26 protein-coding genes and 1 pseudogene are annotated in these 21,181 nt (G+C 37.7%); 16 read left to right on the forward strand and 11 right to left on the reverse strand.

Annotated features, from left to right (window positions below; translation table 11 throughout):
• Positions 1 to 28: 28 nt before the first annotated feature.
• Together ACE1TI_RS09790 and ACE1TI_RS09795 are read right to left on the reverse strand one after the other, a co-directional pair.
• Positions 29 to 196, reverse strand: coding sequence for a hypothetical protein (locus ACE1TI_RS09790; RefSeq protein WP_375007395.1), 168 nt, complete (start codon positions 194 to 196; stop codon positions 29 to 31).
• Positions 197 to 209: 13 nt separating this feature from the next.
• Complete coding sequence (locus tag ACE1TI_RS09795) at positions 210 to 353, reverse strand: hypothetical protein (RefSeq protein ID WP_375007396.1); 144 nt, start codon at positions 351 to 353, stop codon at positions 210 to 212.
• A gap of 247 nt (positions 354 to 600) precedes the next feature.
• Here ACE1TI_RS09795 and ACE1TI_RS09800 point away from each other — a divergent pair, with 247 nt between their 5' ends.
• From ACE1TI_RS09800 to ACE1TI_RS09810, 3 genes are all read left to right on the forward strand, one after another.
• On the forward strand, positions 601 to 1,200 hold the full coding sequence (locus ACE1TI_RS09800; protein WP_375007397.1) for a DsbA family oxidoreductase: 600 nt from the start codon (positions 601 to 603) through the stop codon (positions 1,198 to 1,200).
• Between the two features lie 81 nt (positions 1,201 to 1,281).
• The gene (locus ACE1TI_RS09805; RefSeq protein ID WP_375007398.1) at positions 1,282 to 1,437 is read left to right on the forward strand and encodes a small acid-soluble spore protein P; all 156 of its coding nucleotides are present in this window, start codon (positions 1,282 to 1,284) and stop codon (positions 1,435 to 1,437) included.
• A gap of 479 nt (positions 1,438 to 1,916) precedes the next feature.
• On the forward strand, positions 1,917 to 3,101 hold the full coding sequence (locus tag ACE1TI_RS09810) for a M24 family metallopeptidase (RefSeq protein WP_375007399.1): 1,185 nt from the start codon (positions 1,917 to 1,919) through the stop codon (positions 3,099 to 3,101).
• Positions 3,102 to 3,148: 47 nt separating this feature from the next.
• Here the strand turns inward: ACE1TI_RS09810 and ACE1TI_RS09815 are convergent, their stop codons facing one another.
• Positions 3,149 to 4,837 (reverse strand): PucR family transcriptional regulator, encoded by a 1,689-nt coding sequence (locus tag ACE1TI_RS09815; RefSeq protein WP_375007400.1) that lies wholly within the window; start codon positions 4,835 to 4,837, stop codon positions 3,149 to 3,151.
• 121 nt (positions 4,838 to 4,958) lie between these two features.
• A complete protein-coding gene (locus ACE1TI_RS09820; RefSeq protein WP_375007401.1) occupies positions 4,959 to 5,816 on the reverse strand; it encodes a protein-glutamine gamma-glutamyltransferase in 858 nt (285 codons plus the stop codon).
• A 118-nt stretch (positions 5,817 to 5,934) separates the two neighbouring features.
• On the opposite strand from ACE1TI_RS09820, the gene ACE1TI_RS09825 reads away from it, so the two are divergent.
• On the forward strand, positions 5,935 to 6,057 hold the full coding sequence (locus ACE1TI_RS09825; protein WP_375007402.1) for a hypothetical protein: 123 nt from the start codon (positions 5,935 to 5,937) through the stop codon (positions 6,055 to 6,057).
• 298 nt (positions 6,058 to 6,355) lie between these two features.
• On the opposite strand, the gene ACE1TI_RS09830 is transcribed toward ACE1TI_RS09825, so the two are convergent.
• Both ACE1TI_RS09830 and ACE1TI_RS09835 read right to left on the reverse strand, forming a co-directional pair.
• Positions 6,356 to 7,270 carry a patatin-like phospholipase family protein gene (locus ACE1TI_RS09830; RefSeq protein ID WP_375007403.1) on the reverse strand — a complete coding sequence of 305 codons (915 nt, stop codon included), beginning with the start codon at positions 7,268 to 7,270 and terminating at the stop codon, positions 6,356 to 6,358.
• Between the two features lie 39 nt (positions 7,271 to 7,309).
• Positions 7,310 to 7,702 (reverse strand): potassium channel family protein, encoded by a 393-nt coding sequence (locus tag ACE1TI_RS09835; protein ID WP_375007430.1) that lies wholly within the window; start codon positions 7,700 to 7,702, stop codon positions 7,310 to 7,312.
• Positions 7,703 to 7,705: 3 nt separating this feature from the next.
• Here ACE1TI_RS09835 and ACE1TI_RS09840 point away from each other — a divergent pair, with 3 nt between their 5' ends.
• Entirely contained in the window at positions 7,706 to 8,191 is a 486-nt protein-coding gene (locus ACE1TI_RS09840; RefSeq protein WP_375007404.1) for a YhcN/YlaJ family sporulation lipoprotein, read from the forward strand.
• Between the two features lie 269 nt (positions 8,192 to 8,460).
• Positions 8,461 to 8,661 carry a hypothetical protein gene (locus tag ACE1TI_RS09845; protein WP_375007405.1) on the forward strand — a complete coding sequence of 67 codons (201 nt, stop codon included), beginning with the start codon at positions 8,461 to 8,463 and terminating at the stop codon, positions 8,659 to 8,661.
• Positions 8,662 to 8,678: 17 nt separating this feature from the next.
• On the opposite strand, the pseudogene ACE1TI_RS09850 reads toward ACE1TI_RS09845, so the two are convergent.
• Positions 8,679 to 9,481, reverse strand: a pseudogene (locus ACE1TI_RS09850) (sulfite exporter TauE/SafE family protein).
• A 100-nt stretch (positions 9,482 to 9,581) separates the two neighbouring features.
• Here ACE1TI_RS09850 and ACE1TI_RS09855 point away from each other — a divergent pair.
• From ACE1TI_RS09855 to ACE1TI_RS09870, 4 genes are all read left to right on the forward strand, one after another.
• Positions 9,582 to 10,463: a LysR family transcriptional regulator gene (locus tag ACE1TI_RS09855; protein WP_375007431.1), complete on the forward strand. Its 882-nt coding sequence runs from the start codon at positions 9,582 to 9,584 to the stop codon at positions 10,461 to 10,463.
• 176 nt (positions 10,464 to 10,639) lie between these two features.
• A complete protein-coding gene (locus ACE1TI_RS09860; protein ID WP_375007406.1) occupies positions 10,640 to 11,158 on the forward strand; it encodes an acyl-CoA thioesterase in 519 nt (172 codons plus the stop codon).
• 18 nt (positions 11,159 to 11,176) lie between these two features.
• Positions 11,177 to 11,542, forward strand: a complete 366-nt coding sequence (locus ACE1TI_RS09865; protein WP_375007407.1) for a hypothetical protein — start codon at positions 11,177 to 11,179, stop codon at positions 11,540 to 11,542.
• A 132-nt stretch (positions 11,543 to 11,674) separates the two neighbouring features.
• Positions 11,675 to 12,277: a trimeric intracellular cation channel family protein gene (locus tag ACE1TI_RS09870; RefSeq protein WP_375007408.1), complete on the forward strand. Its 603-nt coding sequence runs from the start codon at positions 11,675 to 11,677 to the stop codon at positions 12,275 to 12,277.
• Between the two features lie 131 nt (positions 12,278 to 12,408).
• On the opposite strand, the gene ACE1TI_RS09875 is transcribed toward ACE1TI_RS09870, so the two are convergent.
• The 3 genes from ACE1TI_RS09875 to ACE1TI_RS09885 are packed head-to-tail and all read right to left on the reverse strand — an operon-like array spanning position 12,409 to position 14,026.
• A complete protein-coding gene (locus ACE1TI_RS09875; protein ID WP_375007409.1) occupies positions 12,409 to 12,864 on the reverse strand; it encodes a divergent PAP2 family protein in 456 nt (151 codons plus the stop codon).
• A gap of 27 nt (positions 12,865 to 12,891) precedes the next feature.
• Positions 12,892 to 13,254 (reverse strand): DUF4363 family protein, encoded by a 363-nt coding sequence (locus ACE1TI_RS09880; protein WP_375007410.1) that lies wholly within the window; start codon positions 13,252 to 13,254, stop codon positions 12,892 to 12,894.
• A 43-nt stretch (positions 13,255 to 13,297) separates the two neighbouring features.
• On the reverse strand, positions 13,298 to 14,026 hold the full coding sequence (locus tag ACE1TI_RS09885; RefSeq protein WP_375007411.1) for a DUF421 domain-containing protein: 729 nt from the start codon (positions 14,024 to 14,026) through the stop codon (positions 13,298 to 13,300).
• A 206-nt stretch (positions 14,027 to 14,232) separates the two neighbouring features.
• Between ACE1TI_RS09885 and ACE1TI_RS09890 the strand changes: the two genes are divergently transcribed.
• The 6 genes from ACE1TI_RS09890 (at position 14,233) to ACE1TI_RS09915 (ending at position 19,584) form a co-directional block, all read left to right on the forward strand.
• Entirely contained in the window at positions 14,233 to 14,289 is a 57-nt protein-coding gene (locus tag ACE1TI_RS09890; RefSeq protein ID WP_375007432.1) for a hypothetical protein, read from the forward strand.
• Positions 14,290 to 14,716: 427 nt separating this feature from the next.
• A complete protein-coding gene (locus ACE1TI_RS09895; protein WP_375007412.1) occupies positions 14,717 to 16,558 on the forward strand; it encodes an assimilatory sulfite reductase (NADPH) flavoprotein subunit in 1,842 nt (613 codons plus the stop codon).
• Between the two features lie 24 nt (positions 16,559 to 16,582).
• Positions 16,583 to 18,307: an assimilatory sulfite reductase (NADPH) hemoprotein subunit gene (gene cysI, locus ACE1TI_RS09900; RefSeq protein WP_375007413.1), complete on the forward strand. Its 1,725-nt coding sequence runs from the start codon at positions 16,583 to 16,585 to the stop codon at positions 18,305 to 18,307.
• A 167-nt stretch (positions 18,308 to 18,474) separates the two neighbouring features.
• The gene (locus ACE1TI_RS09905; RefSeq protein WP_375007414.1) at positions 18,475 to 18,879 is read left to right on the forward strand and encodes a protein kinase domain-containing protein; all 405 of its coding nucleotides are present in this window, start codon (positions 18,475 to 18,477) and stop codon (positions 18,877 to 18,879) included.
• Entirely contained in the window at positions 18,879 to 19,142 is a 264-nt protein-coding gene (locus tag ACE1TI_RS09910; RefSeq protein WP_375007415.1) for a hypothetical protein, read from the forward strand. Before ACE1TI_RS09905 ends, ACE1TI_RS09910 begins: the two co-directional genes overlap by 1 nt.
• 124 nt (positions 19,143 to 19,266) lie before the next feature.
• Positions 19,267 to 19,584 carry an ArsR/SmtB family transcription factor gene (locus tag ACE1TI_RS09915; protein WP_375007416.1) on the forward strand — a complete coding sequence of 106 codons (318 nt, stop codon included), beginning with the start codon at positions 19,267 to 19,269 and terminating at the stop codon, positions 19,582 to 19,584.
• 49 nt (positions 19,585 to 19,633) lie between these two features.
• Here the strand turns inward: ACE1TI_RS09915 and ACE1TI_RS09920 are convergent, their stop codons facing one another.
• Complete coding sequence (locus ACE1TI_RS09920; RefSeq protein WP_375007417.1) at positions 19,634 to 20,551, reverse strand: cation diffusion facilitator family transporter; 918 nt, start codon at positions 20,549 to 20,551, stop codon at positions 19,634 to 19,636.
• Between the last annotated feature and the right edge of the window lie 630 nt (positions 20,552 to 21,181).

Consider the following 21,181-nt stretch of genomic DNA (forward strand, 5'->3'; position numbering starts at 1 on the left):
TTTAAATGAGAGCTGGAGTGGCGTTTGTTTAAAATTGCTTAACATCCTTACCGAGTTTAGTACTTTTCTTATGAAGAGCATGCATATCTGTTTCGTTTGATAAAGATACATTTTCTCCACTGGTACTTCTTATTTCTTCCATAATCTCAAGCAGACATTGAACTTCTTCTAACTGATCTTGCTGAGAATCTCCCATCTGGTTGGTGCTCTCAGTGACCAGTGTCCAGATGCTCCGTCATGTCAATGGTTTCTGCAGTCATTCGATTCATTTTTTCATTCATCGCATTAAATAGTGATGGGATTTTAAATCCAGCTTGCATAATAAACACTAGTATGGCATGAGTATAATCCATACCATGTCTATGTTTAATTGCAGTTTTTCTATTATCATCCCTATGTGTGTCTTTGTATCCGGATACAAAGACACATTAACATTATTTTATAGAATAATTTACAATGGTGGAATATAACCTTACAAACATTTTTTTGAATGTAAGAAAATGAAACATTATAGATGAGAGGTAATATCGACGAGGAGAAACTGGACTTTTGTATGTCAAACAGGTTATCGTTTAAATACAATCAAGGAGTGTTAGCTTTATGACGCTGCAAATGAAAATTTATTCAGATTTTGTGTGACCGTTTTGTTTTCTAGCGGAGGTACCGCTTCAACAAGCAATTCAAGGAAAAGATGTAGAAGTAGAATGGATGCCGTTCGAATTACGGCCCTATCCTAACAAAACATTAAAGCCAGAAGATAATTATCTGCAAACGACATGGAAGCAGTCTGTTTACCCCATGGCAGAACGCATGGGAATTGACATTGTTCTGCCCCGGATTTCTCCTCAGCCATATACGCATATAGCATTTGAGGGATACCAGTATGCGAAAGAAATGGGCAGGGGAAACCTTTATAATGACAGAGTTTTCCGTGCCTTTTTCCAAGAAGAGCAAGATATTGGCAAAGTAGATGTGTTAACAAAGCTGGCAGAAGAAGTGGGTTTAAACAAAAATAAGTTTAAAGAAGCATTAAATACAAGAAAGTATAAAGAAGTTCATTCAAGAGCATTAACCCATGCATACCAAGAGGCAAATATTACAGCTGTACCAACGTTTATTATCGGTCAAACCATTGTGACGGGTATGCGTTCTAAAGATACATTAGAGGTTATTATCAAGCAGGAAACCAAGCTGCTTTGAGAAATTGAAGGCAGGACGTATAAGTTCCATACCTTCACCAAATCCTATTCTTAAAACCAAAATATATAAAGGGGAATAGGTATGGCTAAAGAAAATCCAAAAGGTCCGAAACAGCAGGAAAAAGTAAACTTGCCTCAGAGTCCAAAACAGCCTTACGGAGAACCAATGGAAGGTTCTCACAAGGTGAAAAATAGAAATCATACACGTCAAAAAAAGAATGCTTCTCATGATATGTAAACTTCAGCCCACGTTCTTTTTCAATCTGAATGTGGGCTAAGTTCTATGAAAATCCGGATCAAAATGATTAATCTTCTTCATTATCATTTCCAGGTCTAAATTCTGAAGCAGATCTTGCTTTTACCGGAGGTAAACATTGTAATTCCTTTAAACCCCGATAGCTCGACCGTAATACAAATTCTGTCCTCTGCATGGCCGCAATACTTCTACCAGGAAAGAATTTACATACATCACTGACTCCAGAGCTCGTCGGACCCGGACGTGATCCACCCTGTGTTACCGGTGATACTAGTTCTAAAATAGCGCAGCACTCATCTTTTTTATCTCAAATAAGGCAGGCATAAAAAAAACGATGAAAAGCTGTATAAAAAATTTTAAATTTTTTCTACATAATGGCAATAGGCAGGTGAACGTTCCTGCAACTACAATAAAATAAATCGGTTTTCCGGTGATGCAGACTAAAACACGAGGTGATGTTATTGGAAATTCTAGAAAGAAAATTAACCGCCAGGCTTCGTACGGATCTGCCATTTCCTATTGAAGAATACGAACGGCGTGTTAATGATGTAAGAAAAGAATTAAACCATCGCAGTCTGGACGCCATGATGATTACGAATCCGGAAAACATTTTTTATTTAACTGGATTTGAAACAACCGGATATATGTGTTATCAAGCTCTTTTTATTCCTGTAGAGCCAGAACCGTTTATAGTGACACGTGTGCTCGAAGACACAGGGGTGCAGGCGTTAAGCTGGCTTGAACACAGTTTTCCTCATATCGATAGTGAAGATCCATTTATAAGAACAAAAGAAGCTTTAGAGCAGTTTAACCTTCATACGAAAAAAATTGGATATGAAAGAGATTCATGGTTTTTGACAGTATCTCAGCAAGATAAGCTATTCTCCTTAGTAAGAGATGCGGTTTTTGTTGATTGCGCGGGACTTATTGAAGAATTGCGGCTGATTAAATCAGAGGCTGAATTAGAAAAAATTAAGGAAGCTGTTTTATTTACAGAAGCTGCTTTAAATGCCGGCATCGACGCTGCTGAAGAAGGAGTAAAAGACAATGATATTTCGTCTGCTATGCATTATGCGATGATTAAAGCAGGAAGTGATTATCCAGCTGTTCAGCCTTACGTTGCTACTGGTCCACGTTCAGCAGTAGGCCATGCAACATGGTCCGGCAGGACACTGGAACAGGGTGACTGCGTCTTCTTAGAGGTGGCTGGCTGTAAGCATCGATATCATGCAGCATGCATGCGCACCGGCTTTATAGGCAAACCTTCCCCCGATCAGGTACAAGCGGAGAAGATAATCAGAGAAGCGGTAGATACAACAATTGATGTGATAAAAGCAGGTGTAAAGGCATCGGAAATAGATGCAGTGAGCAGAAATATTATTAGTCGAAATAAACTGGGACTCCAACAATTAGCCCGCTCATTATATTCTATTGGGATTGCGTTTGCGCCGGGCTGGGATGAAGGGCATATTTTCAGCTGTCATCCTGGAGAACACCGGGAATTACAGCCCAACATGGTTTTTCATTTAATTCCATGGGGGCTTGTTCCAGGTAAATTTGCAATGGGTCTTTCAGAAACAATACGGGTCACGGAAGCTAGTTGTGAGGTTTTAACTAGGCTGCCGCGCTCATCATTTATCAAGTGATAACAAATAGCTCATGACATTCTGCTAGTCATGAGCTTTAATAATTGCTAGATCTCATTTAACCTCCACAAATTAATGCTTAATTCCATTAAAAATCGATCCGACGGATGTAACATTGATAAATTGGTTAAGGATTCCACTTTTCTAAGGCGATAAAGTAAAGTGTGACGGTGGAGATGTAATTGGCGTGCAGTTTGGCTGATTTTCCCTTGATTTTCAATATAGACATCTAACGTTTCCATAAGGTTTAAGTTTTTTTGTTTATCATAGTCTGCCAATGCAGATAGGGTAGAGGAGACTATTTCTCTCATTTCCTCGTCTTTTGAGATCCTTATAAGCGCTCTTTCCATTTTTGTATCTTCATAATTTATCCGGCACCCGTGACCATCTGTTTTTCTGCCTATTTTTAATGCGGTCTTTGCATCACGGAAGCTTCCGGAAAACATTTTTTCATTATTATGAAATCTGCCAATTCCCCAAGACATTAAAACTGCTGGCATGAGGTTGTTTAATCTTCTGTTTAATAGTTCCAAAAACTCATGCAGCTTCTCTTTTGAGTCGTCTCGATAAAATTCAATAAACAATATAATATCGTTGCGGTAAGGAGTAGTCATTACTTTTCGATTTACCATACGAGCAGTTAAGAAAATCTCGTCCTGGATATAATGTATCATGCTCTCTTTCCAGAGATCGTAAGAAGTGTCTGGGTTGTTTCTTTTATAAAGTTCAAATAAGTTTTCTGGTTTTCCAATAATACAAATATAGGGCAGGTCCAGGTTATAACCGAGCGATTGAGCCTGCGAGAGCTTATCATCTATATTTAGATAATCATCAGATGCCAGGTTCCAAACAAAATCACCTCGTAAACGCATTTTAGTTTCTTCAATCGCATTTTCCCGAAGAAACCACATGGCAAGTATAGCAGAGGAGTGTTCTAATAAAACCATATTCGACGTTTCGAGAAAATCATTGGCTGTTCTTTCTTCTTTGAAGCTAATGTTTAAATATCCTTGTATAGAATGTGAGGATTCAATGGGGGTTTGTAGAATGGTTATATTAAATATTTGTAGTTTTTTTATTCTTGTGTGGAGAGGATGTTGTTTATTTTTAAAGAATAACTCTTGACTTTGTAAACTTACATTGTTTGTCACTCGGTGACTGTTCCATTTCTCGGCTAAATCCCTGGCGTTTTGACTTTTACCCAAAATGGAACCTTTATTGTCTACTATAATCAAAGGATAGTTTAATTTTTCTTCCATAAACTCAGCAATTTTTGATAATGGGGGACTGCTTAGCATAATATCAAGAAGCTGCTGCTGAATATCTTCTGTACGAAGCATTTCTTTATTTTTCACATGTTTTATTTCTGAAATTACTGAATGAACAATATCCCCAAAACGAATTTCCCAAGGGATCTCTATTATTGGAAATTCTTTTTCCTCTCCAAACGCAATCACGCTTTTTGGAATTTCCGTAATATATTGTCCCTTTGCGATCGCAAGCGCAGAGGCTCCCGCTTCATACACACTTTTCACAAATTCGAAGAAAATCTCCATATCATGACCAGAACCAGATCCTGTGTTAAGTACCAGTTCATTGTCGCGAATAAAATTTTCAACTGGGATATCCATAATGGAAGCCCACTCTACCACGAGCTCTGATACTTTATGACTGGCAGTTTTCACTTTAGCATGGCTTAAAATATCTAATTCGAGCACTTGTTTTAACGTTGGCAATCTTATCCTCTCCCTAAGGATTAACGTTGTTTTCTTATTTTAACGCACGCAGGGAGGAGTTTTCACCAGTTTATCATTCATTATCTTCTCTTTAATGCCTGGATTTTCATAAACCCATTTCTCAAAAGGAGAATGGGTTGGAAGGTATTGTATTTAAATAATAAATATACCGGTCCAGCGAAATAGAATCTTCGTTGTGCTGAATGATAACATATCTTAATTTTTGTCTTATAAATTCTGGCCTGTGCATCGCGACATTGGCTAAATGAAGGAAACCTGGCCTGGCAACGATATTAGATAAATACGCAGACTGGGTAGCGTTTGCTTTTCTTAACTCATTTAAAATTTGAACCATTTCACTTTCGGTTGTAATTCCAATTCCGTATCCAAAGTAACGGCCGTCTTCTAGAACAACAGCATTTTCTCCACGCCATTGAGACATCTGCGGATGATAATCCGGGTTTTCGAAATACACGACGTCTCCAGGAATAAAGTAATTCGTATAACTCGTAGTTAAACCCAGGTCAGGGTCAAAGTTCCAGCTGTACAATTGAATGTTAGGAAAAAGTCGATTGAATGCATGATCTCCAATAACATTCATCACGGCATAATAATAAATGATTATCATCGCAGTGGCGCATTCGAACCCATAAAAGGAACTGTTTCCAAAAATGTCACGAATAGCCACAGAAGGACTTGTTCCAGCTTTTAATTCAATAGAACCCATATTTGTTACATACCAGTACTGTGGGTTTGCTCGCGTTAATGCAAAAATTTCAAATTCCGCATCACTATCATTTAAAGCTCTTGCACTTAAAATAATATTTTTGCGCAGTTCTACTTCAAAAGACAATACGTTCATGGAGGGATAAGCATACATTGTGCGATCTTCCATCATAGCTTGAACAATGTGACTTTCAATACTTCCTGACTGCCAAAGATTTGTTTGTTGAAAAGGCATCCCCGCCAATTGAATCATATGATACCTCTTTCTAAAATTGATTTTATAGTAATGATTATTTTTGTACGGGGGATTTTATGTGCTGTTTATTAAACTTATCTTGTTTTATTAACACCGATAAAGGAAGGACGGTTTGATGTTAAGAAATCAGCAGGGGCAATATCACCAGGATTGCGGGAAACAAATTAATTTCTTGTTTTTAAAAGAACGGTTGATCACTTCTGTACAAATAAATCGTTCTTTTAAACTTAACGAATGAGGCAGGTCAGCTTTTAGAATGTACTTGAAGATCATTCCAAGTTATCTTAAATAATCGTAAGGGGCTGCCTTTTTTCTCATGGCGGGATAATTAATTCTATGTATACCTGCTGCTTTAAAAAATTGGTATCAATCATGTTTACGTCATCAATTGTTAAAGCTGCGTGAATATAAGTGCTGGGTAGGGTATTTATATTTTTGAAAATCAGAATATCTCCTATTCTAATATGAACCCCGAGCCATGCCTCTTTCAAATCCTTTCTTTTGTCCTATGATTAGGGTGACCAATAGTAAATATTTTAAAAAAGAGTGCGTTTTCGCTTTTCTTTGTGTTTTTCAAAATCCCAATGAGTTAAAAATTCTTTGGTCGATTCGAACCCGGAATTGAATAGAAATTCGATATCTTTTTGGGAGAGATCAAAATCTGTGGAAGTAATGCTGCCTGTTGGAATTTGGATAGTACGTTCTTTTGTTTTCTCATTTATGTGCCGTAAATCGTGTGCTTGCAGCATCGTCTTAAATATATTTTTAAAAAGGTGAATAGGCGTGGGGATAACAGATCCTACATTTACTTCTTCTTTTACAAAACGGAAACCGAAAGTGGGAAAACGAGGAGCAGATACATCAAAAAGCCATATAGGGAAATTGCTAAGTAGTCCACCGTCTAAAATATATGATTTTGTCTGGTCTTTTGTTTTCCATATAACTGGCCGGAAGAAAAAAGGCATAGAAGCACTCATCATCACTGCAGTGGAGATTTTCAAGTCATTTGGAGTCATTTTATAGCGTATTAAATCATCAGGAAATATGAGCATCTGCCCATTTGAAATATCAGAGGCAATGATTTTTAATTTTCCCTCTGGAAGATCAGCGAATGTGTGGATTCCTTTTTCTGATAGCAGGGTATCCATCCAATTTTCCAGGTAATCATTTTTATAAATGCCCAGGTGCAGGGAGAGAGCTAAAAAGCTTCCTATAAAAGGAATGTGGTTGAAAAAAGTCCTGCCGCGAAACTGAGAGTAATCCATCTTTCTGAGGTGTTCTCGTATTTCAAAGCTTTTGTAACCACTGGCTAACAGAGCAGCAATTGCAGCCCCTGCTGAGGTGCCAGCTAGTCTCTGCCACTCTATGTTAACTTCTTCCATTGCATGAATAGCTCCGGTAAAAGCAATACCCCGAACTCCGCCGCCTTCAAATACCGCATCTGCTTTCATTTCAGGCCACCTCACGATTCCGTTGAATGCTTCTTTTTCTTATATTCTGTTTTTCGAAGAAAATTCCTGTTGTACCCAACCCTTTTCTTTATCCTGGCTATTAAGGACTTTTACAAAATAAGCCGCTGGAAGTAATAAACCAATAGCTGCTTCAATAAGAGAAAAGAACCGGGCGCTTCCGACCGGCACCAGGTCACCATAACCAACGGATAAAATGGTCACACCACTATAATACAACAAATTTAAAAAACTATGGTCTGCTGGTTCGCCTGTTGGATCATTTACTTTTAAAACCACTGCCTCCAAAGATAATAAATAAAAAAGGACAGCAAAACCAAACTTGGTATGGATGAAAATGCATTTAACAATACTATCTGTATAATAAATGCAGCAGGTAAAATAATAAATTTGATATGAAATGAAGGAGGAAATATAGTGAAGTTTTTAATGAAAAGTCTTTCTCTACTTTTAACAATCGCGTTGTTTACAGGGTGCGGGGCCAATCAGGGAGAGCAGGATAATCAATCAAGTGAAGGGGGAGGTACCGAAAATTTAACATACAACAATGAAAATCAAAATCAAACTCGTATGGAAGTTGCAGAAGAGGTCGCTGATAATGTCGAAAGCCTGGATGAGGTCGAGCAATCCTATGTGATTGTGGCAAATCGAACAGCTTATGTTGCGGTAGTGCTAGAAGAAGAAGCAAAACAAGAAGTTAGAGATGAAGTAGAACAAAAAATTTCTGAAGAAGTGAAGTCAGCAGATAATAATATTCAAAATGTATTAGTGTCCGCCAACCCAGATTTTGTAGATCGCATGGAACATTACGCAAATAAGCTTGAAAGAGGAGAACCAATTGAAGGACTTTTTGAGGAATTCAATGAAATGATACAAAGAGTGTTTCCTAATCCTAGAGAATAGGAAAACTATCTTTCATTAAATCTTAGTGAAAAAGAAGATATAAAGCAAAGAAAAATTTATAGCAGAAGGAGGCTGTCATATTAAGAGCCTCCTTTTTGTTTTACTTGTGACGGTTCATGCAATGCAGTAACCAAGAACGTTAGGTGATTTACCCCTGCAAAGAATTAATTGACAAGTTTCTCCAAAAATTTGTATAATAGCGCATGCTATTACACTGCTAGCAGATGATATCAAAAAGTTAGTATTCGCTATCTTTGGAGGTTGATTTTATGAGTACAGAAAATGAAAAAGTACAGCTCAATGTTCGGATCCATAAAGAAACAGCTCAATTGCTGGATGAAGTTGTAGAATACTATCAGGAAAACACAAAATATGGAAAGGTATATAAAGGGGAAGTATTAACAGATATTATCGAAAAATCTCATAAAATTATGGAAAAGCAAAAACTGATGACAAGAAGAAACTACTAACAGCAATAAAAACGATACTAAGAAGTTTCTTTACTGGAAGGTATTAAGTAAAAAAAAAGGCGCAGCCCGCCAAACACGGCCAATAATAAAATGATAATATTAAACTTTTTCTGGGGAATAAAAGGCAGAAATTTTATACCTAAATAGGTTCCTCCTAGGATGGCTGGAATGAGCCACGCATTAAAAGTTAAAGTTTCCCACGTAATCAATCCCAACCCAATATACATAGGTACTTTAATCAGGTTAACCGAGAGGAAAAACCAGGCTCCTGTACCAATAAATTCTTTCTTGGGAAGGGAAATAGCAAGTAAAAATATAGCATGATGGGTCCGGCGGCATTGCCAATCATCGTCGTAAAACCCGCCAATGTTACTATTACACCAACGAACCATTTGGACTGTGGAATAGCTTCCAGCCATTTTGCTGCCCATAGCTCCCTTGAAACTTGAAGGGCAATCATAACAAGAATTATCATTCCTAAAATAATCTCAATCGGTCTGCTTGAAACGATGAAATACAATAAAATAAAGCCGCTGAATAATCCACCTAGAACCCACGGTAATAATGATAATAATGTTTTCCAGTTAACACTGCGCCGATAATATGTAACGGCAATGATATAGCAGTTATTAACATCGGTAAAACAATGCCTATAGATTCTCTTGCATGAAAAATTGAGGCCATAATTGCAACAAACAAAATGCCTAATGTCGGCAGACCCGTTTTGGAAATACCGATTAAAACAGCACAAAAAAGACCAGAATGATCTCAAACGTATGTAAATAAAACACGCATTTTTCACCACTTTTATGTGTGTCATATAATCCCATTTTATAAAAAATTAGATAAAACTCAATCAATGCTTTTGATGGAGTTAGAATGTGAAAGAGATACTTAATAAAGAACAAGCAGGTGAAACCATGGATATAAAACAATTACAATATTTTATTGAGATAAATCGTTTTAAAAGTTTTAGTAAAGCCGCTGAACATTTATATGTGACTCAGCCGACTATTAGTAAAATGATAAAAAATTTAGAAAAGGAATTTAACGTCAGTTTATTTGATCGGTCGAAACGACAGGTGGTTTTAACAGATGCAGGTAAAATTATTTTGGAACAGGCTCAAGTTATCCTTAACGCCTTTAAGAATTTAGAAAATCAATTGGAAAACCTTTCCGAATTAAAGCAAGGACATATTCGAATTGGTTTGCCTCCAATGGTTGGTTCTAGTTTTTTCCCAGCAATCATAGGCGAATTTCGTGAAAAGTACCCTGCAATTACCATCGAATTAATCGAAAATGGTTCAAATATGATTGCTTCCGATGTAGAAAATGGCACGATTGACATTGGGGTGGTTGTTTTACCAATTAACCAAGAGTTGTTCGATTCTTTTTCCTTTGTCACAGAGGATATTAAGCTGGTCGTTCATACTTCTCACCCATTAGTTAAGAAGAAAAGAGTGACATTAGATGATGTGAAAAAAGAACACTTTATGTTATTAAATAGTGATTTTGCCCTTCGTAACCGTATTCTTTCTGCGTGTAAAAAAGAGGAGTTTGAGCCTTTTATCGTTTTTGAAAGCTCGCAATGGGACCTTCTTGGAAAAATGGCTGCCTCAAAGGTAGGGATTACATTGTTACCTGAGAGCATTTGCAATCAGCTGAAAGGAGAAATCATAACACTTCCAATTTATCATGAGGATATGTATTGGAAGCTTGCTGTTATCTGGCGGAAGGATAGTTATTTATCACACGCTGCAAACGAATGGCTTCGATTTGCAAAGGAAAAACTTCATTCGTAAATAATTTTTATTCCCCCATTTAAAAAATATTCTAATCTAAAAAAGCGTATGCGTTATCATAGACAAAAGTTATCTAAACTTATGTATTAATTCCATTTTACGCATGGAACATTTCATATTACGATAAAGGCTGTGGAGAAAACATTTTTTTCGTTGGTATGAAAGGTGAAGGTAAAATGGAAAAAAAGCAGCCAAAAGAAAGTAGAGTCGTTAACACAGACCAAGTGTTATGCAGTGATTTAAATAATTACAATACATTGTTTGGCGGAGTATTAATGAAAAAGCTGGATGGCTGCGCTGTGTTATCAGCAAGACGTCACTCAAGAGCAAAAGAGTGCGTGACAGCTTCTACGGACTCCATTGATTTTCTAAGTCCTATTTATCAAACCGATTCCGTTTGTATTGAATCGTTTGTTTCTTATACAGGCACAAGCTCTATGGAAATATTTTGTAAAGTAATAGCAGAAGATATGATTTCCGGAGAACGCCGCATTGCTACAACCGCTTTTTTAACATTCGTGGCTCTAGATGAAAATAAAAAACCGATAAAGGTACCAGGTATTTCTCCTGTAACAGAAGAGGAAAAGAAACTGTTTGAGACCGGTCCGGAGAGGGAGCAATTACGGAAATTGAAACGACAAAAAAGTAAAGAGCTTGCAGGGTCTATCAGCTTGGAAAAACCATGGGAATTATAGGATAGGGAGGAATATTTTATGTTAGCTTTATCGAGTATAGAAGACTTGTATGCAGTCAGAAAAAAGATTAATGAATTAAATATCCACTACCCGGATGTGTATAAAGCATTAAGGCATGTTACGAATCTAACACGGCAAATGCAAATCAAATATCAATATTTAGGCTGTCTATTGTTAGAACAAGATTCAAGCAGATACCAAACTACTCATATGGAGCCGTCTGTCCAAAGACTGTACTTGGATGAAGTAATGAAATTGAAAAACCATGAACATTTTAATCAAGTGCGACGTTTATTTTTACAATTTAATGAGATAGGGTATGAAAACGTATGTAAGTTAATCCTTGGTAAAAGTCCAGAAACATTAAAGGGAACCTTCCAATAAGAATATCCTTTCAGGGAAAATAGCTTGTCTCAATAAAAGAGGCAGGCTTTTTTGTATGGATAAAAGTGATATACTATCTAAGGAACTATAAAAACATATCTTTTTAACTGTTTCTAAAAAGGAATGGACTCGATGACCTGGGATATTTTAAATGTAATAGGAACTATTGCCTTTGCGCTAAGCGGCGTTATTGTGGCAATGGAAGAAGAATATGATTTAATGGGAGTTTATATATTAGGTTTTGTCACCGCATTTGGCGGTGGAGCTATTCGTAATCTTCTTATAGGGGTTCCGGTATCTGCATTATGGGAGCAGGGGAATTTATTTGTTATTGCATTTATTGTTATGACCCTAGCATTTTTTCTCCCGAAGCTGTGGATTCATCAATGGATGAAGTGGGGGGTCCTATTTGATGCAATGGGGTTAGCTGCTTTTGCTATTCAAGGAGCCATTTATGCTGCGAATATGGGTCATCCTGTCAGCGCAGCTATTGCAGCTGCTGCTTTAACAGGAACTGGCGGCGGAATGGTGAGAGATGTGTTAGCCGATAGAAAACCAATGTTTTTGCGGCAGGAAATATACATCGCCTGGGCGATGCTGGCAGGATTAATCATCGGTCTAGGGCTTGTAAATTCTACCCCGGGTTTTATTATTTTGCTTGTAGTAATCGTAACGCTTAGAATGCTTTCGGTACACTTTAAATGGCGTCTTCCTTATCGAAAAATAAATGATTAAAATCAGTTTCTCACCACTTATTGTTTCAAGTTTTCTTTACGAAAAGAATGGAGAAATACTACATAACAGTCCCAGTGTTACACATAAAAAAGTCTTCTGGACGGGACAGAAGACTTTTTTCAATTTATAAATTAATTCTCTAAGCCAGCACTAATCACTCCAAGTAATATTCCTAATACAGCTCCACCAGCAACTTCAGCAGGCTGATGTCCAAGTAGTTCTTTCAGCTCCTCTTCTTGTTTTTCGTGTCGTAAACTAGGGAAGTCATCAGAAATAACTTCAATATCTTCGTCAATGTCATTCACCAGCTCCGCAATCTCACCTGTATGACGTCTAATTCCTTGAGCATCGTACATGACGATTGCACCAAAAACAACAGCCAGGGCTGTATCAATTGACGTTGTACCTTTATTTGCCGCAATGTAAGACGCGAGTGAAGAGACTCCTGCAGAATGTGAGCTAGGCATACCTCCTGTCTGAAATATAGGCTTCCAGCTCCAGTTGCCTGTTTTTCTCTGGTGGGTAAAAACCTTAAGACCCTGGGCGATACCTATCGCTGACAATGCTGTTACGATTCCTCGATTCATCTGTTTTTCACCTCATGTATGGACTTCTTATCCTAATTTGTCCCAAGCGTCATAAAAATAATATAACTCTGGAAAAATGGTGCTGGTGTCTTGATTTTCAATACCGCCTTTTATTTTAGAAAGAGATTGATTCATAGTCTGCATATCTGCACGTTCTACACTGTATTGAATTCTTTTTGATACTGCCTCCCACGCTTTTTGAGCTTTTAGTTGCTCAGTTTTGGCACTATTCCACTCTTCGTGTTTTATATGGTGTTCCATGTTTTCTAAGTAAGAAATGACGTTGTTATTTTCGTTGAATGAATTCTTCATCCACCCGCCGCTCGTCATTAAAACAAAAGTAGAAATAATAAATACACAGGGGATGAAGTATAGAAGGAATTTTTTCATTTGATATTCCCTGCCTTTTTAATATATAAAATAATAAAATTATTTAGTAGGGACCTTGATAATCACTAATGTTTAACTCATCTGAAATGTTGTCATCATACCTATCAACGTAGAAAAAATCGTTAGGCAGAATTGCTGCATAAGATACTTCATTAAGAGAGCGCACTCCTTGTTTGTGTAACTGATCCATCAGCCAAGCTTCGTCTTTTCCTCGCTGTTCAAGGTTTTGTTTTATTATTATTCCGTCCACGATTACTTCTGTGGTTAATTTAGAAAACTGAACAGGTATGTTTAAATCCTTCTTTTGAACGGTTTGATAACTGGAAATGGGACGAACGGATACAGACCCGTCAGGTTCTAATAAAACCACTTCTACTTCAATGGGAGAGAAAATGTTTTTACATCGCAGCTGCGTCATTAATTCATCTTTAGTAATTCTGGCTGCTGCTAAATTTTTTTCTAATATATTTCCATTTTCCATAAGAACTACAGGCTCTGAATCCTGTACTTTCGAAAGATATCGATTTTTTACACCAAGATACTGAAGGAGAATGGTTAGAACGACGAATATGGTTAAGGCAATCCAATGAACTAACGCTTTTGATGAAAGATCAGTAGCTAATGTAGCTGCTATGGATCCGATCGTAATGCCGTTTATGTAATCAAACATTGTGAAATTTCCAATCTGCTGTTTGCCAATCAGCCTGGCATACAACAGTATGGTGAAAAAAGTAATAATTGAGCGGACAATAACAACAAGGGGTTCTTGCATATTTTTATACTCCATCCTTTTTCACTTATGCGTTTATTTTGCCCTTCCTTCCTTTAACTATCCTTCATTTTTACTAACAATAAATATTTTTCGATTTTTAATATACTGGAAACTGCTGATCCCAAAGACCAGATTCCCATCTTAATGGACAGCGGTATAAGGCAGGTGCCGATGTAATCAAGGCACTTGCTTTAGGAGCAAAATTGGTGCTTGTCGGAAGGCCGTGTATGTATGGATTAGCCGTAGCAGGCGAGCAAGTGTAAAAGAGGTTTTACAAAACATCATTGCTGATTGGATATCACGATGGCACTCTCGGGAGAAAACTCTCTCAGCAACGTAAACTCTTCATTACTGCAAACGAACCAACATATAAATAATATGTAATAGTAAACAGTTTTGATCTATCATTACTCAAAACTGTTTTTTCTTTTATTTGTATCAAAAACCAACTTGACACATAGGAATAATAAAGATACGATTAAACATAATCATTTCGACGCTAGATTACAAGTTTTTCATCCTGTTCATTTACCAAAGATGCAAGTGGAGTTTAGACCGAAGAGGTACCTGTCTCATTTCGTGTCAACAGCATTTGTTCTTTTATACATAATGGTGATGATTTATCTAGCATTATGTCCATCATATTAAGCATCTAGATGGATAAAAATTTGCGTTGTGAGGTGGATACTGTTGCAGCTTCTGATAAATAACAGTCCTTTTAGTCAAGAACAAACGGATTTACTTAATCGTGTGTTGCCAACACTAACAGAGGAACAAAAAATATGGCTGAGCGGGTATCTGGCTGCAAATCAGACAGCTGCTGCCCCTGCTGCTCCCAATGCAGCTGCTTTACAGGAGCTTCAAGCACCCAAGGCTCTTTCTGATAGTGTATCAAAAAAAATAACAATACTTTATGGTTCTCAAACTGGGAATGGGCAGGCATTAGCAGAAGATGCAAGCCAAAAGCTGAAAGAGCAAGGATTTGAAGTTACTCTTTCGTCTATGGACAGCTTTAAACCCAAAACATTAAAGAAAATAGAAAACTTACTTGTTATAGTCAGCACCCATGGGGAAGGAGATCCCCCAGATAATGCTCTATCATTCTATGAATTTCTGCATGGAAGACGTGCACCTAAGTTAGAAGAGCTCCGTTATTCCGTCCTCGCTTTAGGAGACACTTCTTATGAATTCTTCTGCCAAACCGGAAAAGATTTTGATAAACGTTTGGAGGAGTTAGGTGGAGAGCGGATGTACGAGCGAGTGGATTGTGACGTTGATTTCGAAGAGTCTGCAGAAGAATGGCTGGAAGGGGTATCCGGAGCTCTTCTCGAGTTAGCAAAAGCTAATGCGAGTGCTGGCGCTCAAGTTCCGGTGCCGAAGCAAACGACTGCAGGAGCGCAGACAAGTTATTCCAGAACAAATCCCTTTCGTGCTGAACTCTTAGAAAATATAAATCTAAATGGTCGCGGCTCTAATAAAGAAACCCGTCATATTGAACTATCTCTTGAAGGGTCTGGTCTTGAATTTGAACCAGGAGATAGTGTTGGCATATACCCTGAAAACGACCCGGAGCTTGTCGATAAACTGATAGATGAAATGAGCTGGGATCCAGAAGAACGAATCACGGTAAATAAAAAAGGAGAACAGCAAACGGTACGGGAAGCCTTGATTTCCACTTATGAAATTACGGTACTGACCAAGCCGTTATTGGAAAAGGCAGCTCCTCTCTCTGATAATAGTGAGCTGCAGGAGCTTGTGGAAGCAGGAAATGAGGAGAAGCTAAGAGAATATATTAATGGAAGAGATTTATTGGATTTAGGCAGAGATTTTGCTCCTTGGAATGTGCCGGTTAGTGAATTTGTAAAGATTTTACGTAAAATACCACCGCGTTTATACTCTATTGCCAGCAGTCCGAGTGCTAATCCAGATGAAGTGCACCTTACGATCGGCACGGTAAGATATGAAACACACGGACGACCGCGGACGGGTGTATGTTCTGGTCAGTGTGCGGAACGTTCGGAACCAGGCGACTTGCTGCCAGTTTTTATTCAGCGTAATCCAAACTTCAAACTTCCTGAATATCCAGATACGCCAATCATTATGATAGGGCCTGGTACTGGTGCTGCTCCATTTAGAGCCTTTCTTGAGGAAAGAGAAGAGATTGAAGCGGAAGGTAAAACATGGATGTTCTTTGGAGATCAGCATTTTAGAACCGATTTTATCTATCAGGTCGAATGGCAGAGATGGTTGAAAGAAGGCGTCTTAACGAAAATGGATGTGGCTTTTTCTCGTGATACAGAGGAGAAAGTATATGTACAGCACCGTATGCTCGAGAAGAGCCAGGAGTTTTATAACTGGCTCATGGAAGGAGCAGTCGTTTATGTTTGCGGAGACGAACAATATATGGCAAGTGATGTGCATGAAGCCATAAAAACTATTTTACAAAAAGAAGGCGGCATGAGTGAACAAGATGCAGATGCCTATATAGAAGATATGCAGCAGCAAAAACGTTATCAGCGGGATGTTTATTAATCAAGGCGGGAAAGGAGATTAAGCATGGAAAAAAATAAAACAGTTCCTACTCAAGCTGGTCCACCCAGTGATAATGAGAGAATAAAACGAGAAAGTAATTATCTGCGGGGAACGCTGGAAGAGTCGCTTGCAGATCCGCTTACTGCAGCGGTATCTGCCGATGATGCCCAATTAACTAAATTCCATGGAAGTTATCTGCAAGATGATCGAGATATACGTAATGAAAGAAGACAGCAAAAGCTAGAACCAGCTTACTCCTTTATGGTGCGTGTCCGTCTTCCGGGAGGCGTTGCTACGCCAAAACAATGGTTGACGATGGATGACGTTGCAAAGAGATATGGAAACGGCACCCTGCGGTTGACGACTCGTCAGACCTTTCAATTACACGGGATTCTTAAGTGGGACATGAAGAAAAACATGCAGGCCATGAATGAAGCGATGATGGATACCATTGCTGCCTGTGGTGACGTGAATAGAAATGTAATGTGTAATTCGAACCCATACCAATCCGAAGTTCATGGAGAGGTATACGATTGGGTGACAAAAATCAGTGAGCATCTGCTTCCAAAAACAAGAGCGTACCATGAAATTTGGCTCGGGGAAGAAAAAGTAGTGGACAGCTCCAAGACCGAAGATGAAATCGAACCAATGTATGGTGCGTTATACTTGCCTAGAAAATTTAAGATTGGTGTAGCAGTACCGCCTTCCAACGATATAGATGTTTTTTCACAGGATATTGGCTTTATTGCTATTGTTGAACAAGGTCAATTGCAGGGCTTTAATATTTCCGTTGGCGGCGGTTTAGGAATGACCCACGGAGAAACAGATACGTATCCGCAGCTCGGCAGAGTCATTGGTTTCTGTAAGCCAGAGGACGTGCTGGAGGTGGCAGAAAAAATTCTGACTATCCAGCGCGATTATGGCAATCGTTCCAACCGAAAAAATGCACGTTTTAAATATACAATCGATGCAAGAGGGTTAGATTGGTTAAAAAATGAACTGCATGAACGGCTGGGATGGGAGCTGAAAGAGCAGCGGGAATATCATTTTGACAATAACGGAGACAGTTACGGATGGGTAAAAGGCACAAACAACCGGTGGCATCTAACGTTATTTATTCAAAACGGACGAATTAAAGATACGGAAGATTACAAGTTAATGACTGGTCTTCGGGAAATCGCCAAGGTTCATACTGGTGATTTCAGGCTCACTCCTAATCAGAACTTAATCATCAGTAACGTGACAAGTCAAAAGAAAAGTAAAATAAATGAACTTGTAGAAAAGTACGGTCTTTCTGATGGAAAACGTGATTCAGCCCTGCGCAGAAATTCCATGGCCTGTGTTGCTTTTCCTACTTGTGGCCTGGCTATGGCTGAATCAGAACGTTATCTTCCTTCTTTAATAGATAAACTGGAAGTGATTATGGAAGAAGCGGGATTACGTGATGATGAAATTACTATTCGAATGACGGGCTGTCCTAATGGCTGTGCCCGGCCGACTCTAGGAGAAATCGGTTTTATTGGAAAAGCCCCTGGAAAGTATAATTTGTATATGGGTGCTGGATTTGCAGGGGAAAGGCTAAATAAATTATATCGTGAAAATATTGGGGAAGAAGAGATTCTAGAAACATTACGTCCGATTTTGTTCGAATATGCGAAAGAACGAAACGAAGGCGAACATTTCGGTGATTATGTCATTCGTACTGGTTATGTCAAAGAAGTTCAATCCGGACTGGATTTCCACAATTAAATCTTTATAATATTTTTGAATATCGTGTTATATTTCAAAGAGCAGGGTTCCTTGTAGGTTCCCTGCTTTTTTCTAAAATCAAATAATTTATTTGCTAGAACATTTATCTATTCATAAAAAACTTTCATTTCATATAATGTATTAAACATTTTATGGAGCGAAAAAAGTTGAGAAAATTTATTTGGAATCAATATTCAGTGGAAGTCAATCCTAAAGGGATAGGAACATACGGAACAGTGTATTTTGGCTATGATCTTAAAAATAAGAGAAAGGTAGCAATAAAAAAAATACCTAAAATAGCAGTTGCCGACAACGAAACTTTTATTATGAGAAGTTATGGAAAATCGAAATATTTACCTGCTTTTTATAATTATTTTGTGAAAAATAAACAGGCTCATATAGTAATGGAACAGGTTGAAGGTAAGCCCCTTGGAGTAAGTAATTTTTATTATGAGGGGAAGAAACGAAGCGTAAAACAAGCAGTACAAATTGTTATTTATATTTTAAAAGCCCTGCAGCATCTATACACTATAAAGGCATTGTACACTATGATCTGCTGCCGAAAAATGTAATGATTCATAACGACAACTCTTCTACAGTAAAGCTGGTAGATTTTAACTTATCGAAGTATACAAAAAATGCAAAAAGCAGGCAAACCGATTTATACAAAGCAGCTTTGATGTGTATCTATCTCATCAATGGAAAAGTGCCGCAAAGAGTACACACCTTTCATCTGAAAAACAGGCAGCTGAAGAATGTATTAATGAGAGCGATAAGAGCTGGTTATCGTTCCGCACAGGAATTTATGGCAGCTTTACGACCTTTTTCCTTGTGATAACCTATTTGCAGAAAGACTTCAGCTCCCCGTTCATTTTTTTGAAATAACAGCAATTTCTTTTTTTTGTATTTTTCGGTATGCTAATAATAAGAGGATTTAATTATTTAAGGAGAATATAGGAATGAGAGAAGCAGACAACCATAATATACAGGATTTGGATGAGGAGATTTTGTTATTAGTTACTCAGACTTTTAAGGCTTTATCAGATCCGACAAGAGTGAGGATATTACATTTATTAACGCAAAAAGAATGTGCCGTGTCCCAAATAGCAAACGAGTTATCATTGCTTCAATCCACGGTGTCCCACCAGTTAAGTTTTTTGAAAAAATTGCGTTTAGTGAAATTTAGAAGAGAAGGGACTTCTATATATTATTCTCTAGAGGATCAGCATGTGGTATCTCTGTTAAAACAATCAATAAACCATTGTTTACATGATTAAAAACAAACCATGCTCGATGTACGATTGCATGGTTTGTTTTTTAATTTGTTTAGTTACACGTATTACACATATCTTTTATATCCTTTTTAAGGGAAGGCCCTTCTATTTGAATGGTACTGTGTTGAATCCCAAATTCTTCTTCAAGCTGTTTCGTAACGAGTTGCAGCAATTTGTCCCTGTCTACATCTTCATTAACTACAAGGTGGCATGTTATTGTAGGAAAGTCAGAAGTAATGGCCCATATGTGTACATCATGGATGCCTATGACTCCATTAAAATCTGTAAGATATTTTCTAATTTTTAATAAGTCTAAATGAGCAGGATTTCCTTCCATTAATACATGAACCGAATCTCTCGTAACACGCCACCCGCTGATTAATACAAGTATGGCGACGATAACACTTGCAATCGGGTCAGCTATCCCCCAATCAAATATCAAAATGAGAAGCGCTGCAATAATTGCCCCAACAGAGCCTAATAGATCGCCGATGACATGTAAAAAAGCACTTCTTAGATTTAAATTTTCTGTCGTATCTCCTCTCATTAAGATAAAAGCCACGATAACATTAACCAACAGTCCTATAGATGCGATGGACAACATACCAATACTTGCTACCTCAGGTGGGTCTATGAAACGGTGATACGCCTCTAATATAATATAGCCTGAAATAGCGATTAAGGTTATGCCATTTAAAAATGCTGCCAGTATTTCAAACCTTTTGTATCCAAATGTCTTTTTTGCATTGGCTTTTTTTTCTCCGAGTTTAAAGGCAAATAGGCTTAACCCAAGTGCTACTGCGTCACTAAGCATATGACCGGCATCTGATAAAAGTGCCAGGCTGTTTGTCAAGAAGCCGCCGATAACTTCTATGATCATGAAAACGGAAATGAGAATAAAACTGATCAATAAAGCTTTTTTATTTGCATGATGAGTATGGTTATGGGCATGGCTGTGATTGTGTCCCAAATCAAAACACCTCTTTGACCATAGTCTGCACAAATTTTTACCTTTCATATTTTTTATTATATGAGCATATGTGCATATAATCAATAAATATATTTAAAATGAACTAGAATTAACGCTTACTAACGTTTAAATTATTTTGCTTCCATGTGCTTAGTTATCCTATGGATGAGCCAGGGTAAAGGAATCTTATTATAAATGATTTTGATAACGACCGAAAAGTTAACGAAGCAGTAGAGGACTGAAAAAGTAAGGGTATAAACAATGATGACATTTATGTGTGGACACATAATAAAAAATCACACCAAGCGGATGAAAAAAGAAACTGAAGCCAGCAAAATTGGTGTAAAGGAAACACGGCTTAGGAACCGCTACGAAAAATCTGTTTCGAAAATCGGTAGATGAATTAAAATCTAAAAAGAATGAAATAGGGATTGAAAAGCCTAAACCAAGAACAGTTCGCCCAAGAACTAACTGAAGGAAAAGTTCTCATAATTGTTACGAACCAACAAAACGTTGTAAAAATATAACTATGGAGTTTAATGCAAATAATAGTGCCAAACCATTGTAAACCAGATTTCTCTATAGGGGGAACTCTGGTTATTTTTTTATTGGTTGATATATATTTCATTT

Origin of the sequence: Alteribacillus sp. JSM 102045 (genome assembly GCF_041949975.1) — a bacterium.
GTDB lineage: Bacteria > Bacillota > Bacilli > Bacillales > Marinococcaceae > Alteribacillus.